General features: G+C 71.6%; 9 protein-coding genes. 6 read left to right on the top strand and 3 right to left on the bottom strand.

The window, feature by feature from the left end; genetic code table 11:
* Positions 1-112: 112 nt before the first annotated feature.
* From OG245_RS17820 to OG245_RS17810, 3 genes are all read right to left on the bottom strand, one after another.
* A complete protein-coding gene (locus tag OG245_RS17820) occupies positions 113-1,300 on the bottom strand; it encodes a PQQ-binding-like beta-propeller repeat protein (protein WP_371624494.1) in 1,188 nt (395 codons plus the stop codon).
* A gap of 187 nt (positions 1,301-1,487) precedes the next feature.
* Positions 1,488-2,372 (bottom strand): phosphorothioated DNA-binding restriction endonuclease, encoded by an 885-nt coding sequence (locus OG245_RS17815; protein ID WP_371624493.1) that lies wholly within the window; start codon positions 2,370-2,372, stop codon positions 1,488-1,490.
* 92 nt (positions 2,373-2,464) lie between these two features.
* Positions 2,465-4,900, bottom strand: coding sequence for a helicase-associated domain-containing protein (locus OG245_RS17810; protein ID WP_371627912.1), 2,436 nt, complete (start codon positions 4,898-4,900; stop codon positions 2,465-2,467).
* A 959-nt stretch (positions 4,901-5,859) separates the two neighbouring features.
* On the opposite strand from OG245_RS17810, the gene OG245_RS17805 reads away from it, so the two are divergent.
* From OG245_RS17805 to OG245_RS17780, 6 genes are all read left to right on the top strand, one after another.
* Positions 5,860-6,492 (top strand): HAD family hydrolase, encoded by a 633-nt coding sequence (locus OG245_RS17805; RefSeq protein WP_371624492.1) that lies wholly within the window; start codon positions 5,860-5,862, stop codon positions 6,490-6,492.
* A 162-nt stretch (positions 6,493-6,654) separates the two neighbouring features.
* Positions 6,655-7,737: a monodechloroaminopyrrolnitrin synthase PrnB family protein gene (locus OG245_RS17800; protein ID WP_371624491.1), complete on the top strand. Its 1,083-nt coding sequence runs from the start codon at positions 6,655-6,657 to the stop codon at positions 7,735-7,737.
* Between the two features lie 8 nt (positions 7,738-7,745).
* Entirely contained in the window at positions 7,746-8,819 is a 1,074-nt protein-coding gene (locus OG245_RS17795; RefSeq protein WP_371624490.1) for a hypothetical protein, read from the top strand.
* A complete protein-coding gene (locus OG245_RS17790; RefSeq protein ID WP_371624489.1) occupies positions 8,816-9,481 on the top strand; it encodes a class I SAM-dependent methyltransferase in 666 nt (221 codons plus the stop codon). The genes OG245_RS17795 and OG245_RS17790 overlap by 4 nt, the downstream gene beginning before the upstream one ends.
* On the top strand, positions 9,481-11,940 hold the full coding sequence (locus OG245_RS17785; RefSeq protein WP_371624488.1) for a pyridoxal-dependent decarboxylase: 2,460 nt from the start codon (positions 9,481-9,483) through the stop codon (positions 11,938-11,940). The genes OG245_RS17790 and OG245_RS17785 overlap by 1 nt, the downstream gene beginning before the upstream one ends.
* Entirely contained in the window at positions 11,937-13,478 is a 1,542-nt protein-coding gene (locus OG245_RS17780; protein WP_371624487.1) for a hypothetical protein, read from the top strand. Before OG245_RS17785 ends, OG245_RS17780 begins: the two co-directional genes overlap by 4 nt.
* Positions 13,479-13,559 lie beyond the last annotated feature (81 nt).

Below are 13,559 nucleotides of genomic sequence, written 5' to 3'. Positions count from 1 at the left end.
GGCTCGCTCCGTGCGACGCCGGTCCGTGGGCGTGAACGCGAGGGGAGGTTCGGTCACGGGACGGCCGAGGGGGCGGCGTCCGGGCCGCGGGGCCCGGAGCCGCCCCCAGGGCTCACTGCCCGTACGCGACCAGCAGGTTGGTGGCCGGGACCACCACGAGCCCGCCGCCGGCCCCGAGACCGGTCAGCGGCTGGGAGACGTTGTGCTCGTCGGGCTCGTTGATCGGCGCGCCGACATCGGTGGACCAGACGGACCGGCCCGTGGCCCCGTCGAGCGCCCACAGCTGACCGCTCAGGGAGCCGACATAGACGTAGCCGTTGACGACGATCGGCGCCGTGCTGATCCGGCCGTCTCCCTGGAACGTCCAGCGAGTGGCGAGGGTGCGGCTGTGCCGCTCCCGCAGCACGCCGTCATCGACGAAGTAGCCCTGACGTCCGTCGAAGGCGGGCGCCGGCGACCTGTCGTTGGCCGGGTAGGTGCCGCGGACCTTCCCGTCGGCGACGTTGAGCACCGAGGGCGCGCCGCCGCTGCCGTCGCGGGTCCAGACACCGCCGTCGGCGACGACCGGAGTGCGGCCGCCACCGCCGGAGCAGTCGGTCCGGCGATCCCAGACCGGACCGCCCGACGCCGGTTCGAAGGCGTAGGTCCGACTGCATGCGTACGAGACGTAGACCCCGTTCGCCGTGACGGCGGGCGAGCTCTGGTCCCCGTTCTGGACGGGACGCGTCCACCGCACCGTCCCGTCGGCGGCGTTCACCGCGTACAGGGTGCCGCCCGAACCGGCCCCTCCGGTGTACACGACACCGCCGGAGAAGGTGGGCGCGGAGGTGAAGGACCACTGGTCCGGCAGCGCGACGGTCCAGAGCACCGCCCCGGTGGCCGGATGGAAGGCCGTCAGCACACCGTCGGGGTTCTGGGCGTAGAGCCGCCCGCCCCCGTAGGCGAGCGCGGACCACCAGTAGGTGCCCCCGAGGCCGACCGGCTTCCAGGCGTTCTCACCGGTGTCCGCGTCCAGGGCGTGCAGGACGGTGCCGTACCCGTCCGGCGAGGCGACGGTCACGAAGACGCGGCCTCCGGCCACGATGGGGTAGGAGACGCTCCCGCCCAGGTCACGGGACCACTTCCGGCTGAGCGGCGGAGCACCCACGGCGGAATCGACCAGGCTTCCGTCGTGCCGTGCGTTGATCTGGTAGGCGGTCGAGGAGCCGGTCTGCGCCGACTGCGCGCCGACCGGCGTCACGAAGGCGACCACCGCCAGCACCGCACCGAACAGCACGGCAACGGTTCTTCGAGGCTTCACTCGGATGTCCCCCATCGTCCGGCACCGCCACGGGCGATGCTCACAGGGCGGGCCGGCCCCGGATCCGCCGACCCGTCTCCGGTCCCATGGTCCACGAGTGCGGAGGCAACCGCCGCTGGTTTAAGGCCAGTTGATCGCTCACGGCTCGTCCGGTCGACCGGCCGGCCGGCGACCGTCGGACCGGCGGTCACGCAGGACGGGGGTCGCCGTGGAAGACCTGGCCGGTGTGCCAGGAGCGATGGTCGGCGGCGACGGGGCGGACGCCGGGCTGAGGGCCGATCACCGGACGGCCCGCGAGCGCGACGACGTGCTCGCGGGCGGCGGCGCTGCGGCCGACGAAGCTCTGTGAGACCAGGATGCGGTGACCCTCGCCGAGGCCGAGGACACCCTTGTCGAACAGCTTGTGGTGCAGCGAGCAGAGGCACAGGCCGTTCTCGACGTCGTCCGGCCCGTCAAACGCCCACCAGCGCACATGGGCGGCCTCCAGCCCGACCGGCACCGCTCCGATCCTCCCGTCGTACCCGCAGAAGGCGCACTGGTACTCGTAGGCCGTCAGGACCAGGTCCCGCATCCGCCGGTCCCGCCGCCTGCGCGCGGCCGGGACCGTCCCGGTCTCGGCCTCCTCCAGAGCCAGGCCGACGGCTTCGCACAGTTCGCCGTGGAGGGAGGGCGGGAAATGGAGGTCGAGCAGCACCCGCGCCATGCGGCCGAGCAGGGACGGCTCCCGCCGCAGCGCCGCACGCAACTCCGGCGCGAGCCGGCCGGCGGCACCGCTCGCGCGCAGTTCCCCGACCCTGCTCCCGGGACTCCCCGGGCCGCGCTCGGTGCGCACCTCCCACACGCCGTCGCTCACCAGGTGATGAAAGGGGTAGGCGGGCGTGGTCCGATTACGCGGCCCGTACTCGGCGAGCAGCAGCCCCAGGTCCTCCTCCACCGCGCTGTACAGCAGCGCGCCGTCGGAGTCCTGCTGGAACCGGCTGAGCGCGTACAGGAGCAGCAAAGGCTTGTGCGGAGCCCGCACCCCGCTCCGTGTCCACTGCCTCAACCGCGCGGTGCGTTCGACCCAGTCCATGATCGGCGAGCGTAGCGGCGGCTCGTCGCAGCGCTTGGCCGTGGGTCATCGCGGCTGGCCGGCCGAACACCGAGCCACGATGCGGATCCCGGCTACCCGGGCATGACGCCGTGGATGCGGGAGAGGGTGAAGACCCGTTCGTCGTCCCGCAGGTGGCACCACGCGTGCAAGTAGGGCGGGTCGAGCACGAGCTCGCTGAGGGTACGTACGGTCCGGTTGCCCGAGGCGGCGACGTACTCGACCGTGACGGCTGTGCCGGCGTCGATGACATGGGCGAGCTGGCGGACATCGCTGTACGCCAGGTTCTTCGCGCATCCGGCGAGGATCTCCTCGGTGTCCGTGCCGTAGGGGACCCCGGTGCCGAACGGGTCGGGTGCCGGAAGTGTCGGCGGGGCGGCCCGCAGCCTGGCGGCCAGCGTGCTCAGGCCGACTGTCACCGGAGTCACCGTCGGCACGGACCGTCGCCGCTGGCCTGGGAGTGGGGGCGGGGGCGGGACCGGTGCGTCGGCGCGTCGGCGCCGGGTCTTTTCGACGCGTACGGTTCCGTCGGCCCTCTCGGCAACGGGGGCGTAGCCGGCGGCCCGGAGCGTGGCGAGGGTCTTGTCGAGTGGGGTCCGGCTGACCAGCACGGTCGGTGCCAGCAAGCGCAGGCCGAGGGCGGCGAGCCTTCTGTGCGTGACGAGTTCGGCGAGGAGAGCGGGTTCTTCGCCGTGGATCACACAGGCAGCGGGGGTGATGCGCACACGGCCGTGAGTGCGTGCGGAGTCGTTGATCAGGTACGACAGCGACTGGGGGAGGGCGCCGACCGCGACGGCGCTCAGGTCTGCCGTGATGGCATTCGCCGTGCGGCCCGTGTCCAGGGCACGACGAACGGTTGTGGGGCTGAACCGCCACACCGATGCCGTGCCACCGACTTCCTTGTCAGCGACGGTGTCCAGCAGTGCGGCGAGGCGGGCGGACGGTGTGCCGGTGACGACGGCGGTGAGGTCCGCGCCGAAACGGGCTGCCCTGGTGGCCGTCGGCAGCAGCCGCTCACAGGCGGCGGCCAGCGCTTCGGCGTCGTCGGTCCGCAGAGCGGCACCGATAGGGGACAGGGCGCCGCGGGCGACGACCCCGAGCAGTTCCGCTTCCCGGATCGCGGTGGCGAAAGGCATGGTGTCCTGGGGGAGCTGCTCGGCGAGCGGGCGGTGCCAGGCGATCAGCGGCCCCAGTTCCGCGGGGCTGTGCACTCCCCGGTCCGCCGGGAGCTGTGCCGCGGCGGCTAGGAGCCCCTCCCGGGCCTGTGCACAGCCGCCGCAGGGCGGTGTTCCGGCGAGCGCGGGCAGTGCCTTGCCGTCCTCGCCGCGCGCCTGGGTCGGAGTCAGCGGAAGCGTCCGCCAGGCGTGGAGAAGCGCGGCGAGCTGCTCCGCCGGTTCTCGTTCCGCCCAGGTGTCGTATCCGTCCGTGGCCGCGACCTGGTCGCCGTCCCGGGCCAGCAGCCCGGCGTCGTACGCCGTCTCCAGAACAAGGCGTACGACGATGTCGTCGCACTGTGCCGCCTTGCTGATCCGGGACAACTCACGTGCTCCGACCCCGCCGGACTTCAGCAGGACCGGCGGAGCCGCGGAGCACGTCGCCAGAACCGACGCGGCATGTGCGGCGAACGCCGTGGCGGCGGCCGCCGCCTCCCGGTCCACTTCCGCCGAGGTGACGGACACCGTCCGCACGACGGGCGGGACGGGCTTGAAGGGGGCGCGCCAGCCGGCTCCGCGCAGTGCGAGCGCCACCTCGGCGGGCATGCGTGTGGATCCGTACCCGGAGTACCGGTCCTGGACCAGCAGTCCCCGCTCCAGGGCCCAGCGCGCACCCGGCTCGGAGCCGGCCGACGGAGCCCTGAACGTGATCAACCGCGCCGGTGATTGAGCCTGTTCACCCTGGTGGGACGCTCGCCGCTCAAGCAGCTTCCGGGTGGACGCAGGTGCCGAAGTGATCACCGCGGCCACCCGCTCCGGATTGCTGTGGTGTTCCAGCAGGGCGGTCAGCCGATTCTTCTTGGTGGTGCCGGGCGACGGGATGCCCAGGGCCACCAGCATGCGGCGCAGTTCCTCGGAGGTCGTGTCCGCCAGGAGCCGGGTGAGCGGAGCGTCCAGCCCCAGCGGCGAGTTCCACGCCTGCCGCAACGGCGCCGCCATGCGCAGCAGCCCTTCGCCGTCCGGCCAGACGAGTGCGCGGTCGGCCAGCGCCTCCAAGGCCGCGCCCAGCCCGTGAGCGCTCTCCGTTCCGGTCACATCCACCAGATCGGCCAGGGCGGCACGTGGAACGGGCCCCAATGCTGCCAGTGTCTCGGCCAGCTGCAGGTGTGGCAGCGCAAGTCCGGTCAACACCGGGGCCACCGACGCCGGGCGCTGAAGGCGGTCCGCGAGTTCGCCGAACGATCGTGGTTCCGGCGGGGACACGGCATCCGGGCGAGCTGCCAGGACCCGCTCAAGCCGGTCGACGTCCAGACCACTCAGCCACGCGGCCAGAGTTGATTCACTGGGCTTGCCGATGGGGACACCTCACAAAGACGAGTACCGGTGGTCTCCGACCGGAATCGGTCCTGCACAGACCCAGAATGGCGGATCGCGGGGGACGCTTGCGTCCTGAGTCGGCAGAAACCCGCTTCTGAGTGAAGGCGATGTCCTGTGACTCGACCCGGTGGTGGCAAGTCGGCGCAATGAAATCTCTCTTATGTCGGAAATGAATGAGACCAGAACTGAGACCACCGACGCCGAAGGGCCCCACCGCAAGCGGTGGGGCCCTTCAACGTATAGCCCGGTGAGAGCGATGGCGGAGGATACGAGATTCGAACTCGTGAGGGGCTGCCCCCAACACGCTTTCCAAGTCTTCGGCCGGCCGTTCGGCAACAGGCGCGGGCGTCTGGACCTGTGGCGGAGCCGGCGGCTACAGGCTCGGTGAACTGGGGTGAACACCTGCGAATGAGACCGGAACCGAGACCAGGCGCTCGTTCATCTACCGGACACCGGGCCGTACCACTGCATGGCTTGACGGAGCAACGCAGGCGGGCTCGACCTCGGGGGAAGGCCCTGAGCGCGATCGGCCTCGCCTGGGTCAATGCGTTCCAGACGAGCTTCGTCACTGTGAGAGGGGCGGTTCGGGGCCTGGGTTGCCTGGTCCGATCCGAGCCGATCCGAGTTTTCCGGAATGCGACTGAGGGCTGCTCCGGAGGACGGTGGCCGCATGCCGTCGGGAGTGCGGGGAAGCCCGTCCGCCTCCGGGATGCGCTGGCGTCAATGGCCGAGACTCGACTGTTCATGGCCTGATCAACCGGCTGACGCATTGATTGCTTGCGAAGAGCTGGAGCCGCGTCTAGCCTCAGTTTTGGTCCAGACCAACGGGGAGTCGGCGTCCCAGCCGGGCAGGGCCGATCGGCGGGAACGCCGGTCGCACAGCATGAACCGGGGGGTAACACATGTTGGCTGGGCTTGTTCACCGTGGCACGCAGGGCGTGATCGTCCTGGATTTCGACGGCGTGCTCCTGGACACGGAGCACATCGCTGCAAGTGTGTGGCGGCGGTTGCTGCGGTCCGAGGCACCGGAGCCGCTCGACCTCCCGGTGCGTCCCGACGGAACACTCGATCGCACTGAGCTGCTGGTCGCGCTGAACGCCTCGGTGGGGCCCGATCGGGCCCGTACGCTCTGGGAGACGTTCGAGCGGCAGAACCTGGCGCACTCCTCACGGGCGGACCTGATGCCCGGGGTGCTCTCCTTTCTCCGCCACTGCCGCTCACGCGGCCACCGGACGGCCATCGCCTCGGGCAACTCCCGTGACTGGGTCGAGAGTCACCTGCGCCGACTCGGCATCCTCGACTGGTTCACCCATGTCAGCTGCGCCGACGCCGGGACGAAGGCCAAGCCCGCTCCGGATACCTATCTGCACGCGGTGAGGCACGCGGTGAGACACAGTGGCGGTTCCCCCTTCTGGAGTCTCGCCGTCGAGGACTCCTACGTCGGGCTCACCGCCGCCCATGCCGCCGGCCTGCCGGTGGTGTGGGCCACCGGAGCCGACCATGCGGCAACCCCGCCGGTCCCCGTCGCCCGACGGGTCCGGACGCTGGACGAACTGATTCCCGTGCTCTGAGGCCACCGGGGTTCCCCCGTCCTCTACCGACCGACGCCTCGCACTCCCGCCGCCGCACCCGCCGTCGGGGCACTGTGGCACGCCATCGAAGGCGATCGAGCCCGGTACCGACGAGTGAGGCGAACACGACACGCGCTCAACACGACCAGGAGGTCGCGTCCCTTGAGTCTTGCCATGCACATGCGCACCCTGGACCAGCACGTGGCCGCGCTGGATCCACTCGGCACCGCTCCCGACATCTTCCGCCTGCCCATGCTGAACCGGGGGGCAGCGACGGACGAGATCGCTCGTCTCGGCCGCCTCTGGCTGAGCAGAGTCGGCGAGGCGGTACACGACATTCCCACGGCCAGTGCGGCCCTGCGCGACCTCGGTTTCGCTCTGGCCTCGCTGGAGCGGCACGGCGTCGACTACCGGACGTTGGAAGGCGCGGAGGAGACCCTGCTCAAACTGGGCGGGATCGCTGACGAGGTCCCCCGGGACAGCGTCTACACCTACGCCCTTCGCAACCCGGAGCAGGGCACCCGGTCCTTCTCCGAGATCCCCGAGGAGGCGCTCTTCATCCGTGAGGTGCGCCGTGCGGGGATCGCGCTGCGCCCCGCGATCGACGCGCTGGTCGAGGCACTGCCGCTCGCCGCGGACGACCCGGAACTGCCTGCCCTGCTGGACACCGCCACCGAAGGCTTCGAGACCTTCGCGCATGCCCTGCTTCAGGTCAAGCGCGAAGTCACACCGGAATGCTTCTCCTACGAGCTGCGCCCCTACTTTCCCCCGATGACCGTCGGGGGCGAGGTGCTCTTCGCTCCAGGAGGCGCCCAGATGACACCGATGCTGGTCGACATCATCCTGCTCCGCCCGGAACCGGGCGAACCTCTGGAGGAGTGGTACGAGGGCTATCTCGCCGAGAACATCGGCTATCTCCCGGCGTCCTACCGAGCCATCGGTTCCGCCGCCGGCCGCCACCGTCCGTTGCTGCCCCGCCTCGTCGAGGACGCGGGGCGCGCAGGTGGCGCGGACACCCGGGTGATGAACGCCATCCGGGCACTGCGCGGGCTGATGCACGAGGTGCTGCGCTTCCGGCTGCCCCACCTGCGTCTGGCCAAGGCCAACATGAACATCCGCCCGCCCGGCTCGCTGGGCAGTGGCGGCTACACCACCGACTCCCTCGATCACCTGGCGGATCTCACCGTCAGCCGCCAGCGGCTCCTGGCCGCGGTGCCCGACGTCTCCGCACGGACCACTGCCTAGGGAGCAGCATGTTCGAACCGTTCATCCCCGGCACCGTCCATCATCCGCTGGCCGCCTCTCCCGGCGGGGCCGAGCCCCGGGACGAGACCGCCATCCGCTACCCGACCCGGCTCAACGCCATGGCGTTGCAGCCGGGGGCGATAGCCGGCGACCGCAACCTCCTCTACGACGCCGGTGAACTCGTCCTTTCCGTCGCCCGGTTCCATCACGTCCACGTCCGTCGCCTGGAGCCCGGAACCGGACTTGTCGTCGACCCGGCGGTCCGCAGACCCGAACTCGTGGAGCACGCCGCCCGCATCATGTGCTCCGCGCTGGGTGTCGACTGCGACCTGTCGATCCGGGCCGAAAGCGATCCGCTGCCCGTGCACGCCGGGTTCGGGTCGAGCAGCAGTCTGATCGCCGCTGTGGCCACGGCCGTCAACCACCTCTACGGCAACCCCGTGGACCGCGCCGACCTCCTGCCCTACCTCACCTCCAACCACGGAGAGGAACACGGCACACTCCCCGGCCTGTTGATTCCCGTGCAGTGCATCGGAGGCTCGGCCGCCTCGGGGCTGTACGACGGAGGCATCCAGATTGTCGCGGGCCGCAGCACCGTCGTCCTCACCGTGCCCGTGCCCGAGCGGCTCTCCCTGGTCATCGGCGTCCCCTCGGACTGGGACCGGCGTCCGACCGACGAGCTGATGGCCGCCGAGGCCGAGAAGTTCGACCAGTTCCGCGCGACGGGCGAGCGGTGGGCGCCCACCATCGCCTTCCGCATGCTTCACGAGGCCATGCCCGCCGCACGCCGGGGGGACCTCGGGCCCCTCGGCTCGCTCGTCTTCGACTACCGGTTCCGGATGGGCAGCATCGAGAACTGTTCCTTCACCCACCCCGGACTCACCGATCTGGCCAAGGACCTGGAACCGCTGTGGCACGAGGGAGCCGCGACCATGCTGTCCCTGTCCTCCGTCGGCCCCGCCTTCTTCGTCCTCACCGACCGCCCGGACCACTGCGCGGAGCGCTTCGCGGACCTGGGCATGGACGTCACGCACGCCCGTCCGCACAACGGCACCTACGAGGAGACGGAGCTCCCCCGATGACCCGTACCGAGGCATCTTCCGAGCTGGCCGCGGACTACTGGAACTCCCCGGAGACGGTCGCCGGGTTCAGCGCGCTCGACGCCCAGCCCTACCTGATCGAGCTGTTGCGGCAGACCCCCGTCGAAGGGGTCGCGCTCGACCTCGGCTGCGGAGGCGGCCGCAACACTCTGGCCCTCCTGCACCGGGGCTTCACCACGGTCGCCCTGGACCTGCACTCCGGCATGGTCGAGGCCACCCGCACCCGCACCGGCGAGTACGGGGAACAGGTGGCCGTCCGACAGGGAGCGGCCCACGCCATCGACGCGCCGGACGCGTCCTTCGCGCTGGTCGTCTGCTACGGAGTGCTGCACAACGCCGTGGACCACGCGCAGTGGAGCGCCGCGGTGAGCGAGATCGCCCGGGTGCTGCGTCCGGACGGACTGCTCGCGCTGAACTGCTTCACCTCGCGGGTCCTCGACCCTCAACTGCGCCAGGACGGCGCCGAGGGCCGGTATCTGCTCCCCGACGGGGTGCCGATGACGCTGCTTCCCCCGGACCGCGTACTCCGGGCGTTCGCCGACGCGGGACTGACCCCCGAGGGCGCGGTGCACGACTACGTGCGACAGCTGGACGTCGGGCCACGTGCCGTGCTCCGCTGCACGTTGCGCCGGGAGGGACACTGATGCCCGATCTTGAGGACGGGTCGACGGAGACCGACCCCTTCCCCTCCCTGCCGCTCGACGCGGGGGCCCTCCGCGACATCCTGGATGCCCGGCTGGCGGAGATTCCCGACTGGCACGGCGACGACGAACCGGTACGCCTGGGCTTCGCCATGACCGCCCCGCACCCGCTGGCCCTGCTCGGCCATGAGCAGTTCGTGGCCCGCAACGCGAACAACGTCGGTGTGCACACCCGTTTCGGCGACGGGGTCCGCGGCACGCGCCGCCTGGAGCGCGAGGCGGTGCTGGCGCTCGGCGGGCTGCTGCACGCCGACTCCGTCGACGGGTATCTGACCGGCGGTGCCAACGAGGGGACCCTCGCCGGGCTGCGCATCGGCCGGAACGCCCTCCGCGCGGGTGGAGCCACCCGGGTCGTCGTCCTCACCTCGGATCTGGCCCACCATTCGGTGGCCAAGGCGGCGGAGATCCTCGATCTGAGGATCGTGACCTGTCCCGTGGGGCCCTCCTGGGTGTGGGACGCGGAATCCGTTGCGAGCGCCCTCGACGAACTGGCCGCCCAGGACACGGCGGCGGGGGACGGGAACCACCGGACCGGCGTGATCGTGGTGACCACGGCCGGCTACTACAACACCGGTCTTGTCGACCCGATCGACGAGATCGCCGCTCTGCTCGGCCGCCGGGTCGCCGACGGGACGGGGCCGGCGTCCTTCCACCACGTGGACGCCGCCCACGGCGGCATGATCCTGCCGTTCACCGCGCCCGCGACGCCCTTCGACTTCCGCAACCCTCACGTCCACTCCGTGGTGCTCGACCCGCACAAATCCGGCCTGATGCCCTACAGCTGCGGCGTCTTCCTGTGCCGGAAAGGTCTGCTCGGCCACGGTGCCGTGGCGGCGCCGATGTCCGGATTCATCGACGAGACCATCACCGGGTCCCGCTCCGGAGCCATGGCCGCGGCGCTCTGGTCGCTGGTCTTCGGCGTCGCCGCCGAGGGTTACCGGAAGACGTTCCGCCGCTGCCTGGAGCTGCGCGACGAGCTTGCCGAGGCCATCCGCGCGGTGGACCCCGACGCACTGACGAAGCCGTCGCCGGGCAACACCGTTCTCGTCGTCGGGTTCTCCGCTGACGACGGGAAACTGCCCAGGGAGCTCACCGAGCGCTACCGCCTCGTCGGCAACAGGCTTCCCTGGCGGGCCGAGGACGGGCGGGTCGTCGACCGGCTCTTTCACCACTTCTACGCGATGCCGCACATGACGTCGGCCCACATCGAGGGGTTCGCCGGGCACCTGGCAACGACGCTGAGCCGACCCATCCCGGCGGCCCCCGCCGTCCAGCCGCGGCGCGCGACGGACGAAGAGCCGCCCCGGCCGGTCGGTGAACCCGGCGCGGCCCCGGCGGAGCTGCGCTCCCTGCGCTCCTCCAGCGCCTGCCTGCGCCACCTCGTCGTGCACCCCCCGCAGCGCCGCGACCCCGACGACTACCCGCACGCGTACTCCTTCCACACCTTCCAGTCCAGGGCCGAACTCGGCGAGCAGGTGCAGAGCCGGCCCTGGGGCGATGACGGCGCCGGGAACGACCTGCACATCTACGCTCCCGACCTCGACCGCCCCTTCGCCAACGAGCTGTTCGGAGTGGTCAGTCCCGAACAGTGGTCCCTGGAAGTGCTCGACCGCCACCAGCAGAAGCTCTCCCTGGTCGGGGCCGCCCACTTCGCCCACTTCGGCCCGGCCCGTACGCCCGACGTCCCCGTGGTCCTGGCGAACTTCCACGCCGACGGCTCGTTCCGGTCCGCCGAGTACAAGTACGGTGACCGCTGGCACAACGACGAGATCCAGGTGTTCGCCACCGGCACGGTCGTCAAGATCGGCAAGGACGCGCGCAGTGTGCGGCGGCAGGGGGACGACTACTCCTTCTCCCTGGACACCTCGCTCGAACTGCGCATCACCCTGAGAGACGACGCCGAACCGCCCCGGATCGTACGGATCGCACGGCACGCCGATCCCGCCCTGCCCCGCCGCCGCCACCTGCTGCGCGGTCAGTACCGCAGGTTCCCCAACAGGTTCTTCGACACGGTCGTCGAGCTGAGCGTCGGCGTGCACCACCGCTCCGCCGTCCCGGCGAAGCTCCTGCTGGAGAACACCGGACCGCTCCTGGCCCGCTCGGCGGAGCTCGGCCTGGTCCGCGTGGACCCGTCACTGGCCGACGGCGTCCTGCGGGTGGACCTCGTGGAGGTGGGCGGGGCGCGGACGCTCACCACCGAGATCCCACTGGCCCTGGGTGCGCGGCTGGGTGTTCTGCTGCGCGGCATTCCGGTCGGTGAGCCGGAACGCCTGGTGCCCGCCGACGTCGTGGCCTGGGCCGAGCGCCTCGGCCCACTGGTGGCGAGGCTGCGTGAGGCCGGCGCCACCCGCGACGGCCTGCGGCTCCTGACGGCCGGTGACCCCGTGGTGGGGCCCACGTGACGACGATCGCTCTGACCGTCCTGTGGGCGGTTCTCCTGTGGGGGGCTCTGCTCACCGCCCGCGCCGCGGGGACGGCGCGGGCCCTCGACCGCCGACGCCGGGCCGTACGCCCGCCGGAGGACGGCCCGGCGCCCCATGTCGTGCTCCTGGTGCCCGCCCTGCGTGAGCAGGACCTGCTGGAGGAGGTCGTGCGTGGCGCGCTCGGCCTCGACTACCCACGGCATCTGCTGCACATCGTGGTGGTCACCACCGAACGCGAGGAACGCGAAAGGGACGCCGCCCTCCGCCGTCTGCCCGCCCTGGCCACGGCCCTGGCCGAGGACGGCGCCCGAGCGGCGGCGCGGCTGAGCGGACTCGTCCCCTCCTCCAGGGCCGCGGGGGTCGCCGCGCGCGTGCGCGCGGCGGCGGACCCCGCCGCCGCCCTCCGCTCGGAGGTCGGCGCAGTCCCCACCACACGCGAGATCGCCCGGAACCTACTGCCCCTGCTGGCAGCGGAGCACCCCGGAGCGAGCCTGCACCACCTGCACCACACCGCCGAGGGAGCCAAGAGCAGCCAGCTGGTGCACGCCGTCGAACAGCTCCCGGCCCTGCTGCCCCCGGACGCCGTGCCCGCCATGACCTACGTCGGTCTGTACGACGCCGACTCCCAGCCGGACAGCACCACCCTCTGGCATGTGGCGCAGGCCGCCCGGGTGCCTTCGGGACACCCGCCGGAACTGATCCAGCAACTGCCGCTCCAGCTCCGCCGCCCGCACGCCGCCCGACGGGGGCGCCAGGACGTACTGCTGCGCGCCCATGCCCTCGCCGATCTGCGCCGCCGCGCCGGTGTCGAGGCCCACCGCATCCGGGCGTGCGCCCGGATCGCCGGGTCCGGGCTTCCCTCCGGCCTCGCGGCCGTCGCCGAACCGGTGGTGTACGGCGTGGGTGCCGGCCTCTTCGTGCGTCATGACACGCTCGTGGCGATCGGGATGTACGAGGAGCCCGTGGACGACCTCCTCATCGGCTACAAGCTCTCCTCCGCGAGGGCCGGCATGGTGGTGCTCCCGGTCTTCAATCTCGTCGACCGGTACCCGAGCGTCCGTTCCCTCGGCAGCGCCTACGCGATCGTGGCGAAGGGGAGTCTGGCGGGGCTGCGACGGCTGTTGACCGACCCCGTCCTGCGGACCCACCAACCACGGAACTCAGCGGTGTTCGTGAAGGAGCTCCTCGACACCCTCTGGTGGTTCGTCGGCCCGGTGGTGGTCCTCGCCGCGGTCACCGTCCTCGCTCGGGCCCAGGCGCACGCGCAGCTGATCGTCTGGGCCGCGGCCGCCCTCGGCTACACCGTGGTGCACACCCTGTGGTGTGTGCGCCGGGCGGAGTTCTGGCTGGCGGCCCATCAAGGCGCCCGGGAGCGGGCCGAGCTCCCGTCCCCCGGCGGACTGCGGCTGGTGCCCGCGTTCCTGGCCCAGCCCGTCCTGCACTGGCTCGGGCCCCTGCGGTACGCGACAGGACTCCTCGGCGGGCGCTCCGCGGAGTCCGGGAAGACCGAGCGGTGATACCCGCCCGCGGCCCCCCGGCCCCCCGCCCCCCGAACCGCTACCGTCCCCCGCCCCCTGTCAGACCGGAACCCCTGACCT

Source organism: Streptomyces sp. NBC_01116 (genome assembly GCF_041435495.1).
In the GTDB taxonomy this organism is placed as follows: Bacteria; Actinomycetota; Actinomycetes; order Streptomycetales; family Streptomycetaceae; genus Streptomyces.
This window is presented reverse-complemented; position numbering and strand designations above follow the sequence as displayed.

Bases quoted from the DNA above. Each gene is read 5' to 3' on its own strand.
- OG245_RS17785 (WP_371624488.1), top strand. From the start codon at position 9,481: ATGCCCGATCTTGAGGACGGGTCGACGGAGACCGACCCCTTCCCCTCC.
- OG245_RS17790 (WP_371624489.1), top strand. From the start codon at position 8,816: ATGACCCGTACCGAGGCATCTTCCGAGCTGGCCGCGGACTACTGGAAC.
- OG245_RS17815 (WP_371624493.1), bottom strand. From the start codon at position 2,372: ATGGACTGGGTCGAACGCACCGCGCGGTTGAGGCAGTGGACACGGAGC.
- OG245_RS17795 (WP_371624490.1), top strand. From the start codon at position 7,746: ATGTTCGAACCGTTCATCCCCGGCACCGTCCATCATCCGCTGGCCGCC.